Annotated in this window: 17 protein-coding genes; 9 read left to right on the top strand and 8 right to left on the bottom strand. The window is 65.8% G+C overall.

Translation table 11 applies throughout. From position 1 onward, the window contains the following. The first annotated feature begins 298 nt into the window (after window positions 1–298). The 7 genes from DC363_RS09015 to DC363_RS09045 all read left to right on the top strand — a co-directional run bounded on the left by DC363_RS09015 (window position 299) and on the right by DC363_RS09045 (window position 9,486). Window positions 299–697, top strand: coding sequence for a MerR family transcriptional regulator (locus DC363_RS09015; protein ID WP_108640818.1), 399 nt, complete (start codon window positions 299–301; stop codon window positions 695–697). 33 nt (window positions 698–730) lie between these two features. After that, window positions 731–2,509 carry an acyl-CoA dehydrogenase C-terminal domain-containing protein gene (locus DC363_RS09020; protein ID WP_108640819.1) on the top strand — a complete coding sequence of 593 codons (1,779 nt, stop codon included), beginning with the start codon at window positions 731–733 and terminating at the stop codon, window positions 2,507–2,509. A gap of 48 nt (window positions 2,510–2,557) precedes the next feature. Next, a complete protein-coding gene (locus DC363_RS09025) occupies window positions 2,558–2,770 on the top strand; it encodes a hypothetical protein (RefSeq protein WP_108640820.1) in 213 nt (70 codons plus the stop codon). 139 nt (window positions 2,771–2,909) lie between these two features. After that, complete coding sequence (locus DC363_RS09030; protein WP_108640821.1) at window positions 2,910–3,542, top strand: glutathione S-transferase family protein; 633 nt, start codon at window positions 2,910–2,912, stop codon at window positions 3,540–3,542. Window positions 3,543–3,552: 10 nt separating this feature from the next. After that, entirely contained in the window at window positions 3,553–4,764 is a 1,212-nt protein-coding gene (locus DC363_RS09035; protein WP_108640822.1) for an acetyl-CoA C-acetyltransferase, read from the top strand. An 11-nt stretch (window positions 4,765–4,775) separates the two neighbouring features. Then, entirely contained in the window at window positions 4,776–6,971 is a 2,196-nt protein-coding gene (locus DC363_RS09040) for a 3-hydroxyacyl-CoA dehydrogenase NAD-binding domain-containing protein (protein ID WP_108640823.1), read from the top strand. Window positions 6,972–7,155: 184 nt separating this feature from the next. Beyond that, entirely contained in the window at window positions 7,156–9,486 is a 2,331-nt protein-coding gene (locus DC363_RS09045; RefSeq protein WP_108640824.1) for a response regulator, read from the top strand. Between the two features lie 9 nt (window positions 9,487–9,495). On the opposite strand, the gene DC363_RS09050 is transcribed toward DC363_RS09045, so the two are convergent. Beyond that, window positions 9,496–10,149 carry a sulfotransferase family 2 domain-containing protein gene (locus DC363_RS09050; protein WP_108640825.1) on the bottom strand — a complete coding sequence of 218 codons (654 nt, stop codon included), beginning with the start codon at window positions 10,147–10,149 and terminating at the stop codon, window positions 9,496–9,498. 5 nt (window positions 10,150–10,154) lie between these two features. Then, window positions 10,155–11,066, bottom strand: coding sequence for a DMT family transporter (locus DC363_RS09055; RefSeq protein WP_108640826.1), 912 nt, complete (start codon window positions 11,064–11,066; stop codon window positions 10,155–10,157). Between the two features lie 382 nt (window positions 11,067–11,448). On the opposite strand from DC363_RS09055, the gene DC363_RS09060 reads away from it, so the two are divergent. After that, a complete protein-coding gene (locus DC363_RS09060; protein WP_108640827.1) occupies window positions 11,449–13,110 on the top strand; it encodes a BCCT family transporter in 1,662 nt (553 codons plus the stop codon). Between the two features lie 163 nt (window positions 13,111–13,273). Continuing rightward, on the top strand, window positions 13,274–14,290 hold the full coding sequence (locus DC363_RS09065; RefSeq protein WP_108640828.1) for a hypothetical protein: 1,017 nt from the start codon (window positions 13,274–13,276) through the stop codon (window positions 14,288–14,290). 80 nt (window positions 14,291–14,370) lie between these two features. On the opposite strand, the gene DC363_RS09070 is transcribed toward DC363_RS09065, so the two are convergent. The 6 genes from DC363_RS09070 to DC363_RS09095 form a co-directional block, all read right to left on the bottom strand. Further along, on the bottom strand, window positions 14,371–16,023 hold the full coding sequence (locus tag DC363_RS09070; RefSeq protein ID WP_108640829.1) for an SPOR domain-containing protein: 1,653 nt from the start codon (window positions 16,021–16,023) through the stop codon (window positions 14,371–14,373). 68 nt (window positions 16,024–16,091) lie between these two features. Next, complete coding sequence (gene upp / locus DC363_RS09075; protein WP_108640830.1) at window positions 16,092–16,730, bottom strand: uracil phosphoribosyltransferase; 639 nt, start codon at window positions 16,728–16,730, stop codon at window positions 16,092–16,094. After that, on the bottom strand, window positions 16,727–17,713 hold the full coding sequence (locus DC363_RS09080) for an adenosine deaminase (protein WP_108640831.1): 987 nt from the start codon (window positions 17,711–17,713) through the stop codon (window positions 16,727–16,729). Before DC363_RS09080 ends, upp begins: the two co-directional genes overlap by 4 nt. After that, window positions 17,710–18,948, bottom strand: coding sequence for a phosphopentomutase (locus DC363_RS09085; RefSeq protein ID WP_108640832.1), 1,239 nt, complete (start codon window positions 18,946–18,948; stop codon window positions 17,710–17,712). Before DC363_RS09085 ends, DC363_RS09080 begins: the two co-directional genes overlap by 4 nt. Then, complete coding sequence (locus DC363_RS09090; protein ID WP_108640833.1) at window positions 18,945–20,249, bottom strand: thymidine phosphorylase; 1,305 nt, start codon at window positions 20,247–20,249, stop codon at window positions 18,945–18,947. Before DC363_RS09090 ends, DC363_RS09085 begins: the two co-directional genes overlap by 4 nt. Window positions 20,250–20,252: 3 nt before the next feature. Next, entirely contained in the window at window positions 20,253–20,645 is a 393-nt protein-coding gene (locus tag DC363_RS09095) for a cytidine deaminase (protein ID WP_108640834.1), read from the bottom strand. Window positions 20,646–20,662: the final 17 nt, after the last annotated feature.

Genomic DNA, 20,662 nt, shown 5'->3' on the forward strand with positions numbered 1-20,662 from the left:
GGACCTGTGCAGCGTGGGGTTGTGGCGCAGCCGTTGCGCCCCGCCTGCCCGATAACGTAGCGTAAATCTTCGGAAGGTAGGGAAACCCTTACCAAATCACCAGCAACGCAACGGCCAAAGCACCCCGCCCGGGGTTGCGCCGCCGGCAGGAATGACCACATCTGCGGCAAGTTCGACGCTGACCTGCGGTAAAGGCAGCGTCTGACGCGGCGTTACGTTTACGTTCGCGTCAAGTGTTAGTGTAGGGTCGGGACAGCATCCCAACCCTGCGGCCAAGCGCCTTCTCAGGGGAACCGATATGACGGACCAGACCATGACCATTCGCCAGATGTGCGAAGACTTCAACGTAACGCCACGGACGCTTCGGTTCTACGAAGCCAAGGAGCTTTTGTTCCCCGTGCGCGAGGGCCAGAAACGGCTGTATGGCAAACGCGACCGTGCGCGGCTCAAGCTGATCCTGCGCGGCAAGCGGTTCGGCTTCAGCCTTGAGGAAATCCGCCAGCTTCTGGACCTCTATTACATGGACGACGGGCAGGAAACGCAACTGCGCGAGACCTATGCCCTCGCCCAGAAGCATCTGGCCGACATGGAAAGCCAGCGCGCCGAGCTGGACGACGCCATCGCCGAGCTGAAGGCCCAGATGGACTGGGGTGCGGCCCGACTTGCACAACTCGAACCAAAACGCGCCGCCAGCTAAGGCCGGGGCAAAGACCAAGGGAAGATCACGACCATGCCAATCTATCACGCGCCGATCAAGGACATGCAGTTCATCCTTCACAACCTGCTGAAGGTCTCGGAACAGGAGATTCCGGGGTTTGACGAACTGGATCGCGATTTCACCGGCGCCGTGCTGGAAGAGGCAGGCAAAGTGGCGACAGAAGTGCTCTTGCCGCTGAACGTCGTGGGCGACACCGAAGGCTGCACGCTCGAGAACGGCGTCGTGCGCACGCCCACCGGCTTCGACAAGGCGTTCGAGGCGATGAAGCAGGGCGGCTGGACCGCGATGGATTGCGACCCCGACTATGGCGGTCAGGGCCTGCCTTATGTGATGCACACCGCCGCGCAAGAGGCGTTCGTGTCGGCCAACATGGCGTTCAACATGTATCAGGGCCTGACCCACGGCGCCTATACCGCGATCCACATCCACGGCAACGACGAACAGAAACAGAAATTCCTGCCAAAGATGGTGTCCTGCGAATGGACGGGCACGATGAACCTGACCGAGCCGCACTGCGGCACCGATCTGGGTCTGATGCGCACCAAAGCCGAGCCACAGGACGACGGCAGCTTCAAGATCACCGGGCAGAAAATCTTCATCTCCGCCGGCGATCATGATCTGGCCGAGAACATCATCCACCTCGTGCTGGCGAAAATCCCCGGCGGGCCGGACGGCATCAAGGGCGTGTCGCTGTTCATCGTGCCGAAGATTCTGGTGAACGACGATGGCTCACTGGGTGAGCGCAACGCGGTCTCGGTCGGCAAGATCGAAGAGAAGATGGGCATCCACGGCAACTCGACCTGCGTGATGGATTACGACGGGGCCACGGGCTACCTGATCGGTGAAGAGCACAAGGGCATGCGCGCCATGTTCACGATGATGAACGAAGCGCGCCTGGGCGTGGGCCTGCAAGGCTATGCGCAGGCCGAGATCGCCTATCAGAACGCGGTGGCCTATGCGAAAGACCGCCTGCAGGGCCGCGCGGTGACCGGAGCGGAGAACCCCGAGGGGCCGGCCGATCCGCTGATCGTGCACCCCGACATCCGCCGCAACCTGATGGATCAGAAAAGCTTCGTTGAGGGCGCGCGGGCCTTCACCTACTGGGGCGCCTCGCTCATCGACCGGTCGCACAAGACCGGCGACGCGCAGGCCGAGGGGCTGATCTCCTTGATGACGCCGGTGGTCAAAGGCTTCCTGACCGACAAGGGCTACGAATATGCCACCGCCGCGCAGCAGGTCTATGGCGGCCACGGCTACATCGAGGAATGGGGCATGTCGCAATACGTCCGCGACGCGCGCATTGCGATGATTTACGAGGGCGCCAACGGCGTGCAGGCGCTGGATCTGGTGGGCCGCAAGCTGGCACAGGACGGCGGCAAGCACGTCATGGCCTTCTTCGAGATGGTCAAGACCTTCATCGCCGACAACAAGGGCGACGACGCCTTCGAGAAGGACTTCCTCGATCCGCTCAAGGCCGCGTCGAAGGACCTGCAGGCGGCGGGGATGTATTTCATGCAGAACGGCATGAAGAACCCCAACAACGCGCTGTCGGGGTCTTACGACTTCATGCACATGATGGGCCACGTCTGCCTTGGCCTGATGTGGGCGCGCATGGCGAAGGCCGCGCAAGAGGCGTTGGACGCGGGCGACAGCGACACCGCCTTCCTCGAGACCAAGATCGCCACGGGCCGCTACTACATGGCGCGGCAACTGCCCGCGACGGGGATGCATCTGGCGCGGATCAACAGCGGGGCCGAGACGGTCATGGCGCTGGACGCGGCGAACTTCTAAGGTTGCGGCGGGGCCTTATGCGCCCCGCCCACCACGACCGGAGATTTCATGCCCAAACGCTTTCGCCTCACCCGCCGCTTTCCCGTTGCCATGACCGAGGACGGCTACCGCCGTTTGCGCAAGTTCGCACAGGAAGCGGGCCTCGATGAGGGCGAGGCGCTGTCGTTCCTGTTCGAGAACTTCGACAGCGTCATTGACGCGGACACCTTCGGCCACCGCCTGCGGCTGTTCAATTCCGAGCTGGAGGCCCGCAAGAAATGAGGGGCGCCCGGCGCAAACCGGCCCTCCGGGGGGAGTTTACCTGGGTCAGATGAAGCAGGGGCACCGCGTCCCCTTCATCTGACCAGATAAACTCAAACCCGATCCGCACCAGAGACCCGGCCCTTGGGAGGGGGCGCAAATGATGAAATTGCATTGTTTCGGAGAAAGCGGCAACGCCTACAAGGCGGCCCTGACGCTCGAGCTGACCGAGGCGGAATGGGAGCCGGTCTTCGTCGATTTCTTCAACGGCGCTACCCGCACGCGCACGTTTCGCGCGCTCAACGTGATGGGTGAGGTGCCGGTGCTGGAGGACGGCGATCTGGTGCTGAGCCAGTCGGGCGTCATTCAGGACTACATCTCGTCCAAGACCGGCCAGTTGGGCGGGCGATCCGCGGCTGAGCGGCGGGACGTGTTGCGCTGGATGTTCTTTGACAATCACAAGGTCAGCGGCGTGGCGGGGCCCTTGCGGTTCAACACCAACTTTCTGCCAGAAGAGAAACGCGACGCGCAGGTGAACGCCTTCTTGCTGATGCGTCTGACTTCGGCGCTGAAAATCCTTGAGACGCAACTGGGCGAGACGCCGTTTCTGACCGGCGCGGCGCTGACGATCGCCGACATCGCCTGTTGCGGGTATCTCTATTACCCCGAACCCTTCGGGTTCGACCGCGCGGATTATCCCAATATCGACACGTGGCTGGACCGCATCGCGGCCACGCCGCACTGGAAACACCCCTATGATCTGATGCCGGGCAGCCCGGCTGATCGTGCCTGAAGGAGAGACTATGACCGACGCTTATATCTATGACGCGATCCGCACCCCGCGCGGCAAGGGCCGCAAGGACGGGTCCTTGCACGAAGTGACCTCGGCCCGGCTGTCGGCCGGCATGTTGAACGCGCTGAAATCGCGCAACAATCTTGAAGGCCACGCGGTTGAGGATGTGATCTGGGGCAACGTCACCCAGGTCAAGGAGGCCGGCGGCTGTCTGGCGCGCACGGCGGTGCTGTTGTCCGAGCTGGACCAGAGCATTCCCGGTCTGGCGATCAACCGCTTTTGCGCCAGCGGCATGGAGGCGGTGAACCTGGCCGCCAACCAGATCGCCGGCGGCGCGGGCGACGGCTATATTGCAGGTGGCGTGGAAATGATGGGCCGGGTGCCCATGGGCTCGGACGGGGCGGCGATTGCCGTTGATCCCGCGATTGCCATGAACACCTATTTCGTGCCGCAGGGCATTTCCGCCGACATCATCGCCACCGAATACGGCTTCAGCCGGGAAGAGGCCGACCAGTTCGCCGTCGCATCCCAGCAACGGGCCGCGAAGGCCTGGAAGGAAGGGCGCTTCGACAAATCCATCGTGCCAGTGAAGGACCAGAACGGGCTGACCATTCTGGACCATGACGAATACATGCGCCCGCAGACCGACATGGAGTCGCTGGGCGGGCTGAAGGCGGCCTTCAAGGAGATGGGCGAGGTGATGCCCGGTTTCGACAAGATCGCGCTGATGAAATACCCGCATCTGGAGCGGATCAACCACATCCACACGGCGGGCAACTCGTCCGGCATCGTCGACGGGGCGGCCGGTCTGTTGATCGGGTCCAAGGAGTTCGGCGAGAAGCTGGGCCTCAAGCCGCGCGCCCGCATCCGCCAGACCGCGAAGATCGGCACCGATCCGACGATCATGCTCACCGGGCCCGTGCCCGTGACCGAAAAGATCCTTGCCGACAGCGGCATGGCGATCTCGGACATCGACCTCTTCGAAGTGAACGAGGCGTTCTCGAGCGTCGTGCTGCGCTTCATGCAGGCCTTCGGCGTCGATCACGACAAGGTCAACGTCAACGGCGGCTCCATCGCCATGGGGCACCCGCTGGGCGCGACCGGGGCGATGATCCTCGGCATCCTGCTGGACGAGATGGAGCGCTCCGACAAGGAAGTCGGCCTCGCCACCTTGTGCATCGCATCCGGCATGGGTGCGGCAACCATTATCGAACGCGTGTAAGGACCTGACAGATGGCTGATTTTACAATGAAAACAGACGCCGATGGCGTCGCGATCATCACCTGGGACGTTCAGGGAAAATCCATGAACGTGCTCAGTCTTGAGGGCTGGGACGATCTGGATGCCTGCATCGACGAGGCTTTGGCCGACGACACGGTCAAGGGCATTGTCATCACTTCCGGCAAGGACAGCTTTGCCGGGGGCATGGACCTCAACATCATCGCGAAGATGAAGGACAGCGCGGGGGACAATCCGGCGCAAGGTCTGATGGACGGCTTGATGAAGTCCCACGGCATCCTGCGCAAGATCGAGCGCGCGGGCATGGACGACAAGAACAAGGGTGGCAAGCCCATCGCTGCCGCCCTGCCCGGCACGGCCCTTGGCATCGGGCTGGAAATCCCGCTGGCCTGTCACCGCATCTTCGTGGCCGACAATCCCAAGGCCAAGATCGGTCTGCCCGAGATCAAGGTCGGCATCTTCCCCGGCATGGGCGGCACCACGCGGCTGGTGCGCAAGATGGGCGCGATGGCGGCCTCTCCTTTGTTGCTCGAAGGAAAGCTGAACGACCCCAAGAAGGCGAAGTCCGCAGGCGTCGTGGATGAGGTCGTGGCCCCCGATCAACTGCTGGCGGCGGCCAAGGAATGGGTCCTGTCCGAGCCGAAGATCGTCAAACCCTGGGACGAGAAGGGCTACAAGATGCCCGGCGGCGATCCCTATCACCCCGCTGGCTTCATGACCTTCGTGGGCGCCTCGGCCATGGTGAACGGCCAGACCATGGGCGTCTATCCGGCGGCCAAGGCGTTGCTTTCGGCGGTCTATGAAGGGGCGATGGTGCCCTTCGACACGGCCATCAAGATCGAGGCGCGCTGGTTCACCCATGTGCTGATGAACCCCAGCTCCGAAGCGATGATCCGGTCGATCTTCATCAACAAGGAAAAGCTGGAAAAAGGCGCGAACCGCCCCGACGTGCCGGACCAGACGGTGCAGAAAGTGGGCGTGCTGGGCGCGGGCATGATGGGCGCGGGGATCGCGCTGGTCTCGGCGCTGGCGGGGATCGAGGTCGTGCTGATCGACCGCGAGCAGGAGGCCGCCGACAAGGGCAAATCCTACACCAGCGCCTATATGGACAAGGGCATCGCGCGCAAGAAAGCGACCGAAGAGAAGAAGGCAGGTGTGCTGGGGCTGATCAACGCCACCACCGATCTGGAGGCTTTGGCCGGCTGCGATCTGATCGTTGAGGCGGTGTTCGAGGACGCGGGCGTCAAGGCCGAGATGACCAAGAAGGTCGAGGCCATCGTGGGCGAGGATTGCATCTTCGCCACCAACACCTCGACCCTGCCGATCACCGAGTTGGCGAAAGCCAGCGTGCGGCCCGAGCAGTTCATCGGCATCCACTTCTTCAGCCCCGTGGATAAGATGCTGCTGGTCGAGATCATCCGCGGCAAGGAAACCGGCGACCGCGCGGTGGCCAAATCGCTCGACTTCGTGCGGCAGATCCGCAAGACGCCGATTGTCGTCAACGATGAGCGGTTCTTCTACGCCAACCGCTGCATCCTGCCTTACGTCAACGAAGGCGTGCGGATGTTGCAGGAAGGTGTGGCCCCCGCGATGATCGAGAACGCGGCGAAGCTGGTCGGCATGCCGCTGGGGCCGCTGCAACTCACCGATGAGACCTCCATCGACCTTGGCGTAAAGATCGCCAAGGCGACAAAGGCCGCACTGGGTGAAGCCTATGACGACAGCGCCGATGAGCTGATCTTCTGGCTCGCAAATGAGGGGCGTCTGGGGCGCAAGTCCAACGCGGGCTTTTACGACTACGACGAAAAGGGCAAGCGGCAGGGCCTATGGTCCGGTCTGGGCGAGCGTTACACCCTCGCCGACGAACAGCCCGACCTGACCGAAGTGCAGCACCGTCTGCTGTTCGCGCAGGTGCTGGAAGCCGTGCGCGCCTTCGAGGAAGGCGTGCTGACGGACATCCGCGAAGGCGACGTTGGCGCCATTCTGGGCTGGGGTTTCGCGCCGTGGTCCGGCGGCCCGTTCAGCTGGCTCGACATCCTTGGCGCGCCCTATGCTGCCGAGCGCTGCGACCAGTTGGCCGAGACGTTCGGCAAGCGTTTCGCCTGCCCCAATCTTCTGCGCGAGATGGCCGAGAAGGGCCAGTCCTTCTACGGCCGCTTCGGTGACGGATCCGCGGCCAAAGCCGCCTGAGCCATCCGGCAGCCCACAACGAGAGGCCCGCGCTATTGCGCGGGCCTTTTGCGTTTTGAGCGGGTCGCTTCGTGCCATGGCCCCGCCCCGCCCCCCCTGCGCCCCGCTCTGTCGCGCGAATTGACCCTAGGTTAATGGCCAAAATCAGCCTAGGCTGCGGGGATTGGGTTCATCGGTTGCCATTATGCCAGTGCTTTTTATTTTTCAGGTCTTCTTGTTCGCATCGGTGGCCATTGTCGTCGCGAACCTGCCGAAACCGTTCCGCGCGCGGTATTTCTACAGCTATCTGGCGGTGATCCTGCTGTTTGGCGGATTGCTGGGCAATGCCTATGCGGTCGAGGTTGCGGGCGGCATCACCGTGGGGGGGACGGCCCTCGTCAAGGGCGCGTTCATGCTCACGGCGGTGCTGTTCGTGCTGGTGGAACGGGATGTCTTCGTGCTGCGGCGGCTGATCTTCCTTGTCGTATCGGTGCTGACGTTCACCATGTTCCTCTCGGCGGTCATGTCGATGACGTTGCAGGCCGGGGGGACGTTCAACCGCTATGATCTGCCGCCCGCCGTCTTCGCCGCCGATACGCCGCTGATCGTGCTGATCGGCATCATGCTGGTGCTTGAGCTTGCGGTGCTGTTGTGGCTGTTTGAGCAGATCAAGCGGGTCAGCACCTCATCGGTGGTGGTGGCCACGGGTTTCACGCTGGGGTTCGTGGCGGTGGTGCTGCTGGACGGGCTTCTCGCTCCGATCCTGACCGGAGAGATCCGGGGCCAGCCCACCTCGGCGGCGGCCGGCCGCGCGGTGGGCAGCTATGTGGTCGTGTCGCTGGCATACGGGCTGGCGCTGCTGGTGTTCTTCATCCTCTTCCCGGCCCGGCTGACCGCCTACGTCCATGAGAGGGTCTTCACATGGCCCACGCTTTTGTCGTCAAGCCAGCGGATCATCCGCGAGCTGAGCGAAAAAGAGCAGCAGCTGACGCAGTCCGAGGGGCGCATCCTGCAATCCGCGATCCTTGCCGGATTGGGCTATGCGGTGTCGAACGCCACCACCGGCAAGGTTGAAGAATGTGACCGGACCTATGCCGAAATGCACGGGCTGACGCCGGAGCAGCTTACCGGCCTGGACATCGTGCGCGACGTGATTGAGGGGATGGTCCACCCCGACGATCTGGACAGCGCGCGCGCAGCGCACGACCGGCTTCTGGCCGGTGAGACGGTCGTGACCGAGCTGCGCCATCTGCGGCCCGACGGGGCGGTCCGGTCCCTGCGCAAGGTCTATTCCCCGCTGCCGCAAGAGACCGGCGGTGCGTTCCGCTATCAGGTGGTGGGGCAGGATGTGACTGACACGCGCCAGTTGCAGGACAGCCTGCAACAAAGCCAGAAGATGGACGCCATCGGCAAGCTGACCGGCGGCATGGCCCATGATTTCAACAACCTGCTGGCGGTGATCCTTGGCAATCTTGAACTGCTGGACGAAGAGGTGACGGACCCCGACCACAAGGAGCTGATCCGCAATTCGGTGACGGCGACGATGCGCGGCGCGGACCTCACGCGCAACTTGCTCAGCTTTGCGCGCAAGGCGCCGCTGCGGCCCAAGGTGGTGGACATGAACGCGCTGGTCGAGGACCTGCAAAGCTGGACCCAGCGCACGCTGCCCTCGACCATCACCGTGCGCACCCGGCTTGAGCCCGCGCTGTGGAAGACCCGCGTCGATCCCACCTCGGCCGAGAGCGGGCTGCTCAACCTGATCCTGAATGCCCGTGACGCGATGCCCTCGGGCGGGACGTTGACCATCGAGACCGCCAACGTGATGCTGCGCCCGGACGATCCGGCGCTGGAGGGGGCCGACGCGGCACCCGGGCGCTATGTGTTGCTGCAGGTGCGCGACACCGGCGAGGGGATCGCCGCCGCCAATCTGGCCAAGGTTTTCGATCCGTTCTTCACGACCAAGCCCGTCGGCGCGGGCTCGGGGCTTGGCCTGTCGATGGTGTCGGGCTTCATGCAGCAATCCAAGGGGCTGGTGCGCGTCGCCTCGACCCCGCAAGAGGGCACGACGATCAGCCTGTATTTCCGCGTCGCCGAGGACGAGGTGCCCACCGCCGCCCCCGACCCCGGCGTCGATTTGCAGGCGCAGGACCGGCATATCCTGCTGGTCGAGGATGACCGGCAGGTGCTCGCGACCATGCGATCTATTCTGACGCGGCAGGGGTTCCGGGTGAGCACCGCCACCACCGGCGACGAGGCGCTGGCGCTGGTGCCGCGCATTGACCGGATCGACCTGCTGCTGACCGATATCGTCATGCCGGGGATGTTGCAGGGGGGCGATCTGGTGGCGGCGCTGAAACGCGACCGGCCGGACCTGCCGGTGGTGATGATGTCAGGCTATTTCGACGCCGGCAGCGGGACCGGGCCGCGCGCGGACGCGACCGGCGCGCATCTGGTCAAACCGGTCAAACGGCAAGAGCTGTTGCGCGCTGTCGCACAGGCGCTGTCCCCCGTCCCTCCGGCGCAAGGCACGGGCTGAGGCCCGCCGTCAGTCCGGATCGAAGCGGTAGCCGTGGCGGGCGATGTCGGTGGCGCAAAGCGCGGCGATCCGCTCTGCATCCGCCGTGGTATAGAAGCCGCGCCAGTCGCGGGGGCGGCGGCTTTCGTTGGCGCGGGGCATGTCGGGCGCAAAGCCCAGATGCGCAGCCAGCGGGGCCATATCCTCGGCCAGATGTTCCAGACGGATGAGCAGGTCACAACGGTCCCGTCCGGCGCTGTCGGTGGTGTAGTGCCCGTAAGGGGCCGCGCGCAGGCTGGCGGCGGTGTGCGGCGCGTTGAGGAATTGCGAAAAGCTCACCCTGCGGGCCAGCGTGACCGCCGGATGATCGAAACTCTGATCGCGCAGCCAGTGATAATAGCTCACCATCCGGTCCCATGGGTTGCGCACAAGGGTGAAGATGAACAGCCGGTCCATGTCCCGGGGCGTGATCAGCCCTTCGGCATCGGCCAGCGTCGAATGCTTCCAAAGCCGCCCGCGCGTCTGCACCCCTTTGAGGCGCCCGCGCCGACGCACCGCCTTGGGCGTGTCGCCGATCAGGATGTCGTCGGCCTTGGCCCGCGCTTCAAGTGCGAGCGCCATCGCCGTGCCGCCGGTCTTGGGGATATGCACGAACAGGTAGCCGCGCCCACGGGACAGGATCATCGCCCCTACCGCGAGCGCAGGGCGATGATCGCGCCCGACAGGATGATCAGCGCGATGCCCATCAATGCCACCATCCCCAGCGTCTGCCCCCAGAACAGCCACGCGAAGAACGACGCGAAGACGATCAGCGCATATTCGTTGATCGCCACGAAGGACGCCTCGCCCAGTTGGTAGCCGCGGGTGAGCAGCACGACGCCCAAGATCGAGCCCACGGCCTGCGCGATGGTCACCCAGACCATGGTGAGGTCCGGCGCGACATAGCCGCGCTGCACCCAGCCGTCCGCCCCGGCGGCGGCCTCAACGGGCCAGAGCGTCAGCGCCACCAGCCCCACCGCACCATAGATGCCGAGGATCAGGAAATAGCTGGCGGTCATGACCACCGCGTCCTCCCCCTCGCACCACGCACGGGTGCCGATGGCCCCGATGGCGTAGAACACGCCGGCCAGAATGGGCAGCACCGACAGCCATGTCAGCCCGCCCTCTTCGGGCCAGACCACAAGCAGCGCCCCGGCAAAGCCCATGACCACCGCGCCCCAGCGCCAGAAGCCCACGGATTCCGCGCGAAACAGGGCCGAGAAGATCAGCACGAAGATCGGGGCGGTGAACAGACCGGCGACGACGATGCCGATGGGCAGCAGCGCCAGACAGCCGAAATAGATCAGCAGCGCGGTGGCGGTGAAGAAGTTGCGCGCCAGCACGTGCCACGGCCGCCGCGCGCGCAGGGTGCCGAAGCCCAGCACCGGCAGCAGCACCAGCAGCGGCAGCGCCAGCGCGGTGCGGGCGAGATGGAACAGCCACAGCGACGAGGTGTCGGAAATCGCGGCGATCAGGTTGTCCGCCATGCCCAGCACGAACATCCCGCCCAACGTGTTGAGCGTGGACAGACGCGGAAAGGTGGTTTGGGGCACAGCGACCATAATAGGGCCACCTTCGGGGCAAACCGGCGCGAAAACCAGCCCGAAAACGACCGCCCCTTCCGCAGGCGCGGCACGCGCACGGCAAGCCCGCCGGCGGGCACAGCGCACGCGGAGTTTGCCAGATGCGTCCGGATTGACCTAAGCTTACCCCAGACCCTTGCGCGTGCAGGGCCCCGGGGCCGCCGCCGCTGCCCCACCGGCACGCCTTGGGCGTTTGACGCGCGGCGGGTTCGCCCCAGTTATGCAAGGACACGAGAGACGACAACACGCGGACAGCAACTCTCAACAGCGACACGGCAAGCCATTGTTCCGCTTGCCCTAACCGGGGACAGACCTTTCCCGCTCCGGGATCCGGCCAGCGCCCCACGACAGGAGGAAACCTATGACAGAACTCGATCCGGACCATGACCCGACGGTGTCCCACGGGATCCCCGATCCCGAAGGCACATCGCATGTCATCGACACCGACTACGAAGTCGGACAGGACAACATCGAGACGCAGATCGGGCCGTTCGGTCTGGACATCCACAACCCGGTGTTCCTGATTTCGGGTCTGTCGATTGTGGCCTTCGTGTTCTTCACGCTGGCCCTGCCCGACAAGGCGGGCGAGGTCTTCACATCAATGTTCAACTTCACGACCCAGAACTTCGACTGGTTCCTGATCGGGTCCGCCGACATCATGGTGCTGTTCGCGCTGCTGCTGATCGTGACGCCCTTTGGCCGCGTGCGGCTGGGCGGCAGCGACGCGACGCCGGATTATGGCTATGTGGGCTGGTTCGCGATGCTCTTTGCCGCCGGTATGGGCATCGGGTTGATGTTCTATGGCGTGTCCGAGCCGCTGACGCATTTCTCGACCTCGCTGGGTGAAACCTCGATGGAGGGCGACCTGCGCACCGACTGGGCGCCTTTGGGGGCGGCCACCGGGGATGAACCCGCCTCGATCCGGCTTGGCATGGCGGCCACGATCTTCCATTGGGGCCTGCACCCTTGGGCGATCTATTCCATCGTGGCGCTGGCGCTGGCCCTGTTCAGCTTCAACAAGGGGCTGCCGCTGACCATCCGCTCGGCGTTCTATCCGCTTCTGGGCGACCGCGTCTGGGGCTGGCCCGGGCACCTGATCGACATCATCGCGGTCTTTGCCACGCTCTTCGGGCTGGCCACCTCTCTCGGGTTCGGGGCGACGCAGGCGAATGCGGGCCTGAACGAGCTCTTCGGCGTGCCCAAGGGCGTCACCACCGAGGTCGTGCTGATCACGATCATCACCCTTGTCGCCACCTTCTCGGTGCTGCGGGGGCTTGATGGCGGGGTGAAGATCCTGTCCGAGCTGAACATGGGGCTCGCCGCCCTGCTGGCGATCTTCGTGCTGGTGGTGGGCCCGACGGCCTTCCTGTTCGTGTTCTTCTGGGACAGCCTTGTGGCCTATGTGGAATACTTCCCCGCGCTGGCCAATCCTTTCGGGCGTGAGGATGTGAACTTCAGCCAGGGCTGGACCGCGTTCTACTGGGCGTGGTGGATCAGCTGGTCACCTTTCGTGGGCATGTTCATCGCCCGCGTGTCGCGGGGCCGCACGGTGCGGGAATTCATCACCTGCGTGCTGTTGATCCCGTCGATGGTCTGCGTGATCTGGATGTCGATCTTCGGCGGCACCGCGATCCATCAGGTGATCACCGACAACTTCACCGGCGCGCAAGAGGCCGAGCTTGCGGTGCAGCTGTTCCACATGCTGGGCGAGCTGCCGCTGGCCTCGATCACCTCGTTCATCGGCATCGTGCTGGTGGTGGTGTTCTTCGTCACCTCGTCGGACTCCGGGTCGCTCGTGATCGACACGATCACCGCAGGCGGCAAGATCGACGCGCCGGTGCCGCAGCGGGTGTTCTGGTGTATCTTCGAAGGTGCGGTCGCCATCGCTTTGCTGATCGGCGGCGGGCTGGCGGCGTTGCAGTCGATGGTGATTTCCACTGGTCTGCTGTTCACGCTGGTGCTGTTGGCGATGTGCTATTGCATCTTCCGCGGCCTGAGCAACGAGCTGAAGGAAGGCGCCTGACACGGCCCGCCTTTAACACGCTACAAAGGGCCCGCCGGAGCGATCCGGCGGGCCTTTTGCATGGGCGGTCACGGGTCTGCCAATGGCCCCTGTTCTTGGCCGAAGGATTTGATATGTTGCGCGAAACAAGGTGGCGGAGCAGGCCCCAGATGACAGTGAACCGATGACAGCCCTGACCGAGTTTTCCCGCCTTGAGAGCGACGGTTTATGGCGCCCCACGCCGGAGGATCAACGGCGCGAGGTCATCGTTTCATTGGGCAATGCCACGCTGATCATCACCGACATGGCCAACCGCCCCCTCACCCATTGGTCCCTGCCCGCCGTGGCGCGCCTGAACGGCACCGCGCGGCCCGCGCTGTTCAGCCCCGATGCTGACACCTCTGAGACGCTCGAGATCAGCGACGATCTGATGATCGACGCCATCGAAAAGGTGCGGCGCACGGTGACGCGGCGGCGCAACCGCCCGGGGCGTCTGCGCGGCGGGCTGGTGCTCGGCACGGCCGCGGTTCTGGCGGCGGCGGCGCTGCTGTGGTTGCCCGATGCGATGATCCGGCAGGCGCAAACCGTGGTCCCCCCGGTCAAACGCAGCGAGATCGGCGCGACGCTGCTGGGCCATATCCAGCGGATCACCGGGCGCACCTGCCGCAGCCGTCTGGGAAGCGACGCGCTGGCCAAGCTGCACCAGCGCACGCTGGGGGCGGATGCGGGCGGACAGGCCTTCGTGGTGCCTGCCGGCCCCGAGGCGGCGCTGTATCTGCCCGGCGGCCTGATCGTGCTGAACCGCGACCTGATCGAGGACACCGAAGACCCGGCGGTGGTCGCGGGCCATCTGATCGCCGCCCGCGCCCAAGCCCATGAGGAAGACCCGCTGGCGGCGCTGCTGCGCGACAGCGGGTTTGGCACCACGTTTACGTTGCTCACCACCGGCGAGATCGGCAGCGAGACCTTGCGCGCCTACGCCGAAGGGCTCCTCGCCGATCCGCCGCCCGCCCCGGTCGACGAGACGATGATCGATCTGTTCGACGCCGCGCGGCTGCCAAGTTCGCCCTACGCCTATGCGCTCGACGTCACCGGAGAGGCGACGCTGGGCCTGATCGAGAGCGACCCGATGCAGGGGCAAGAGGTGCCGCCGCTTCTGAGCGATGCGGAGTGGATCAGCCTGCAGGGGATTTGCAGCTAGGCCCCGCGGGGCCCGCGCACAGCAAAAGGGCCGCGCCGGTGTCCCGCGCGGCCCTGTTTTCGTGTTGTCGTTATGCGGTGTTATCGGCGGGTGAACGCCCCCGGAAACCCGGCGTTACGGGCTGCGCCAAGGGCAGATTGCAGCGCGCCCTCGGACGAGAACGGCCCAGCCAGCACCAGCCGCAACTGTTGCCCGTTCTGGTCAAAGACGCCGATCCGCATGGGCAGACCCCGCGCGCGCAGGCTTTGCGCCACGGATTGCGCGTGGTTGCGGCTTTGGAAGGTGCCGATCTGCACATAACGGTGGCCGCTGATCTGCTCGGCCTGGGGCCGGGGCGCGGCGCTGCGGGTGGACAGGCGCGCGGTCGTGGTCCGGGGCTGCGCCGCCGGAGCGGGGGCCGTGGCATAGGTCGTGGTCGCCGTGTAGCTGGGCTGCACGGAGGTGGCGGGCAAGCCGCGCTGGGTGTTCAACCGCCCGTCGCCCCAGACGCGGGCATAGCCGTCGGGCACCCCGGGAGCCGCGGCATAGTGGGTGGGGTTCGAATAGGGCGGCGGCGCGGTGTTGACGATGTCCGCAAGAACGCCGCGCCGGGGGCTCGTGACGGTCGCCCGCGTGGTCGTCGCGGGGGCCGTGCGTTGGGCGGCAACCACGCGGATCGTCGGATTGCCCTGGGCGTCGCGGAAGGTGTCGCGGCAGACCGTCGACGCGCCACTTGGCACCGCCACCGTCCCGACCGGACACTGCGGAGCCAGCCGGGTGTTCATGTTCGGCACGAAGGTTGAGCCGGGCGCCGCATCCAGCGGGTTGGAATAGCCGCCCTGCCCCGCCCGTGCGAGGACCGGACCGGTGCTGCCGGGGGCCCAGTCCAACGGGTTGGAATAGCCCTGACGCGGCGCCGCGGGCGTGGGGGCGGCTTGCGCGATGGTTGGGGCGGCCACAGGCGTGCCGGGGCAGACCAGCGGCTGGCCGGTGCTGACGATCACGTAACGCTGGTTGGTCGCGGCCATGGCGGCGCAGGCCTGGGTGCGGGTCATGCGCACCGTGCGCGGGCCGGTGGGCGTGGCGACCGGAGGTGCGGCCACCACGGGCGGCGCGACGTTTGCCACCACGGGTGCCGGCGCCGTGCCGCCGCAGTCGATGGGCTGCCCGCTGCGCTGGCCGATGAAGTTGGGCTGAACGCCCGTGCGCCCGGCGCAGGCTTCCGCGCGGGTGATGACGCGCGGCTCGGGCGCGGGGGCGGGCGTTGTGATCACACGGGGTGAGGGGCGCGCCACAGCGACCGGCACAGGTGCAGGCTCGGGCTGGCGCACCGTAGCGGGGGCCGGCGCAGGTGTGGGGGTCGGGTTTGCCGCGATGACCGGCGCGGGGCTGGGCGTGGGTGCGGGTTGCTGCGCGGGCTCGGGTGCAGGGCGCGGCGCGGGGTCAACCGGCGCGCGCGGTGCGGGCGCGGCGGCCCCTGCGATCCGCGTGGGCTGGAAACCACACAGCTGGCGCCGTTCCCGCGTCACACGGGGCACCCAGTTCGTCTGGCCCCCGATCCCGGCGCGCACGAAAACGCAGCCCTTGCTGTCGATATACTGGTTGGCGGTGTAGGACGACGGCGGCACCTCGGCCGGACCGCCCGCGCCGCGCAGCGACTGCGCGGCGACGCCGGTTGCCGCCCCGGTTGCCAAAAGACCCACCGTCAGCGCCATCGTTGAAAGAACGCTGCCTTTGAAACCTGAAAATGCCATTGGTGCCCCCACAATATATTGTGGAAGAATGCCCAACAATGACTAATAAGTAAAGAAATTGTTGCCCGTTATTTGGTGCCAAACATGCGGTCACCCGCATCCCCCAGCCCCGGCACGATATAGCCCCGCTCGTCCAGCCCGCGGTCCACGGCGGCGGTGACGATGGGCACATCGGGGTGCGCGGCCTTCATGGTGGCGATCCCCTCGGGCGAGGCGAGCAGACACAGGAAACGGATGTCCTTGGCCCCCGCCTTCTTGAGCAGATCGATCGCCGCGACAGAGGAGTTGCCGGTGGCCAGCATCGGATCGACCGCGATCACCAGCCGTTCGTCCATATGCTCGGGCACCTTGAAATAATACTGCACCGGCTGCAGCGTCTCTTCGTCGCGATACATCCCCACGAAGCCGATCCGCGCCGAGGGGATAAGCTCGGTCATGCCGTCCAGCAAGCCGTTCCCCGCCCGCAGGATCGAGATCAGCGCCAGCTTGCGGCCCTTGAGCGTGGGCGCGTCCATCGGCTCCATCGGGGTGTCGATGCGCTTGGTGGTCGTGGGCAGTTCGCGCGTCACCTCATAGGCGAGAAGTTGGCTGATCTCGCGCAGGAGCTGCCGGAACACCGCCGTCGACGTCCTCTTGTCGCGCATGATGGTCAGTTTGTGCTGCACCAGCGGGTGCGTGACATGGGTGAGGTGCGGCAGGTCGGTCATGCGATGTCCAGTCGTTTGGCGATGGTTTGGCGGGTGGCGTCGTCGCAGAAGGCGGCGGCAAGGGCGGTGCGGTTGACCTCGTCGAAGTCGGGCTTGGTCCAGCCGAAGGTCTTGTTCAACATCTCGTATTCGCGGGTCATGGTGGTGCCGAAGAAGGGTGGATCGTCGGTCGAGACGGTGACCTTCACGCCCGCGTCGCGCAGCTTCTGGATCGGGTGGCTTTCCCAGCTATCGACGGCGCCTAGGAATACGTTGGAGCCGGGGCAAACCTCAAGCGTGACGCCGCTGTCGGCGAGGCGCTGGACCAAAGCGGGATCGTCAATCGCGCCGATGCCGTGGCCGATGCGGTCCACCTTGAGGTGGTCGAGCGTCTCTTGCACCATCGAGGGGCCGCCCCATTCGCCCGCGTGACAGTGCAGCGGCATGCCCGCTTCACGCGCCTGATCGAAAAGATAGCTGTAATCGGCGGGCCGGCCGACCATCTCACCGCCTGCCATGCCGAAGCCGCGCACGAAGCCGCCGAAGGTCTCGACCCCGCAATGGGCCGCAGGCTTGCCGGCTTCCGGGCCGAAATGCCGGATCACGGTGACGATGCCGCGCAGGGTGATGCCCAGATCGCGGTCGGCTTCGGCTGCGGCTTCTTCCATGGCGGCAAGGTATTCGCGCCACGCGCCCAGATCGCCGCCGCCGCAGAAGTCAGGGCTGATGAAGGTTTCCTGATAGACCACCCCGTGGCTTGCGCTTTCCTCGAGCACGGCCTTGGTCAGGCGGTAGAAATCCTGCGGGCCTTGCAGGGTGGTGCAGGCAGCCTCATAAACCTCAAGGAAGTGGTCGAAATCACGGTAGGCATAGGTGCCGTCGGCGTTGAAGATGCCGCTCAGGTCAAGGCCCTTTTCCTTGGCCAGCATGCGGATGAACTCCGGCGGGGCGCAGCCTTCGAGGTGGGTGTGCAGTTCGACCTTCGGCATGTCCTGAAAATTCATAGAAAGCTCTTTCCCGTGCCCTGTGACGGCACGCCCAAATAATCCGCAATCGAGGCCCCGACATCGACAAAGGCCACCTGCCCCAGATCGCGGGGTCCAATCCCGTGGATCAGCACCGGCACCCGTTCGCGGGTGTGGTCGCCGCCGATCCAGGTGGGGTCATTGCCATGATCGGCGGTGACGCACAACAGGTCGCCGTCGCGCAGTTTTGGCAGCAGCGCCCCTAACGCCGCGTCAAACCACTCCAGATGCCGCGCATAGCCCGAGACGTCGCGGCGGTGGCCATACTGGCTGTCGAACTCGACGAAATTGGCAAAGACCAGCCCGCCGTCCGGCGCCGCGTCGATGAGGTCGGACAGATGCCCCATAAGCGCCTCGTCCGAGCCTTTGCGCACCTCGTCGATGCCGCGCATGGAGAAGATGTCGCCGATCTTGCCGATGGCCTGCACCGCGCGGCCCGCGTCATGGACCCAGTCGCACAAGGTGGGCGACGGGGGCGCGATGGCGTAATCCTTGCGGTTCTGGGTGCGCTGGAACGCGCCGGGCTCGCCCAGAAACGGGCGCGCGATCACCCGGCCCACCTTCATCTCGTGCAGCATTGGCGCGAGGTCTTTGCAAAGCTGAAGCAACCGGTCGAGGCCGAAATGCTCTTCATGGGCGGCGATTTGCAGCACGCTGTCCACGGAGGTGTAGCAGATCGGCCAGCCGGTGCGGATGTGCTCTTCGCCGAAATCGTCGATCACCTGCGTGCCGCTGGCGTGGGAATTGGCAAGGATGCCTTGCGTTCCGGCCAGCGCGCAAATGCGGTCGGTGACGTGCTGGGGAAAGGCGGGCTGCGTGTCGGGGAAGGTCGTCCAGTCCCAGGGCACGGGGACGCCCGCAAGCTCCCAATGGCCCGAGGGGGTGTCCTTGCCCATGCTGACCTCGTTGGCCGCCGCGAAGGCCCCGGTGGGCGCGGGCCAATTTAGATCGAGACCGGTGGCGAGCGTCATTGCCGCCCCTGCCCCCATGGCGTTGAGCGTGGGGATCTGAAGCGGGCCGGAGCGCCCCTCTTCCGCCTCACCGGCCGCACAGGCCTGCGCAATATGGCCCAGCGTGTTCGCTCCGGTATCGGGCACATCGCCGTTGAAGAACTGGTCGGCGTCCGTGGCCCCGCCGATGCCGACGCTGTCGATCACGATAAGAAAGGCGCGTTTGCCGGTCGGCGTTCTGGTCTGGGGTGCGGGTTCGGTCATGGGTCGATCCGATCATGAATAAGGTCAGGAGTTGGCGCGGCGGGGCCGATGGTGATGGCACCCTGCACGGCGCGAATGGCGGCCTCGGCTGCTGTGTCGTTGGCGGCGTGAACAGTGCAGAGCGCGTCGCCCACGGACACGTTCCGGCCCAGCTCGGCCACGTCGGAGAGGCCCACGGCGGGATTGATCCGGTCGCTTTCCACCCGCCGCCCGCCGCCCAGCGCCACCACGGCGAGGCCCAGCGCCTCTCCGTCGATGGCGGCGACGGTGCCCGAGGTGGGCGCGGGCACGTCGCGCTGCACGGGCGCTTGGGGCAATTGGGTGGTCCAGTCGTCGCTGATGTCGCGCGGGCCGCCCATGGCGCGGACCATGGCGGCGAAGCGCTCCATCGCGGCGCCCGAGGTGATCGCCGTGGTGATGCGGGCTGTCGCTGCGTCTTCCGGCGTGCCGCCCAGCGCCATGATGCGCGCGCAGAGTGCGACGGTCAGATCGTGCAAACGGGGCGCGGCGGCGCGGTTGCCCGAGAGCACGTCAAGGCAGGTCGCCACCTCAAGCGCGTTGCCAAGGCTGGGGGCGAGCGGCTGGTTCATGTCGGTGATCAGCGCCGCCGTGGGCGTGCCCGCGCCATTCGCGGTCGAGGTCAGCGCGGCGGCGAGTGCCCGCGCCTCATCAGGGGTTTTCATGAACGCACCGCTGCCAGCTTTGACGTCCAGCACCATCCCCTCAAGCCCGGCGGCGAGTTTCTTGGACAGGATCGAGGCGCAGATCAGATCGACGCTGTCCACCGTGGCGGTCACATCGCGCACCGCGTAAAGACGTTTGTCGGCGGGGGCGATGTCGCCGGTGGCGCTGACGATGGCACAGCCGACCTCGCGCGTGATCTGGCGGAAGGCATCCGCGCTTACCCCCGTATCAAGGCCGGGGATGCTTTCGAGTTTGTCGAGCGTGCCGCCGGTGTGCCCCAGCCCCCGCCCCGACACCATGGGCACGTAAACGTCACAGGCCGCAAGCGCAGGCGCGAGGATCAATGAGACCGGATCCCCCACCCCGCCGGTGGAATGTTTGTCGAGCACCGGACCGGGCAGATCCCATGACAACACCTCACCGCTGTCGCGCATGCCCAGCGTGAGGGCGACGCGGCCCTCCTCGCTCAGCCCGTTCAGGCAGACCGCCATGGCAAAGGCCCCCGCTTGCGCGTCCGACACCGCGCCCGAGGCGAGACCGGCGCAGAAATGGGCGAGGTCTTCGGCCGCCGGCGTGCCACCCTGCCGCACGGTGGCGATGATCGCGCGGGCGTCCATGGCTTAGCTGTTCGCCATGTGGTCGGCGGTGAAACGTCCGGGCAGAAGCTCGGCCACGGTCATGGATTTTGTGGTGCCGTCCATGGTGGACATGGTGACAACCACGTCGGCCTTGGCAAATTCGGCGATCTTCTGGCGGCACCCGCCGCAGGGCGGCACGGGGGCCGGCGCATCGGCGATGACGGCGATTTCCGCGATCTCACGCGCACCGGCGGCGCACATGGCGGCGATGGCGCCCGCTTCGGCGCAGGTGCCCTCGGGATAGGCCACGTTTTCCACGTTGCTGCCAGCATAGACCGTGCCGTCCGGTGTGCGCAGGGCCGCGCCGACCTTGAAGTTGGAATAGGGCGCATAGGCGTTTTCGCGTACCGCGCGGGCGTCATCTAGCAAAGTCATGGCAGCTCCTGTCTTTC

It is taken from the genome of Thalassorhabdomicrobium marinisediminis (assembly GCF_003072065.1).
Lineage (GTDB): Bacteria > Pseudomonadota > Alphaproteobacteria > Rhodobacterales > Rhodobacteraceae > Octadecabacter > Octadecabacter marinisediminis.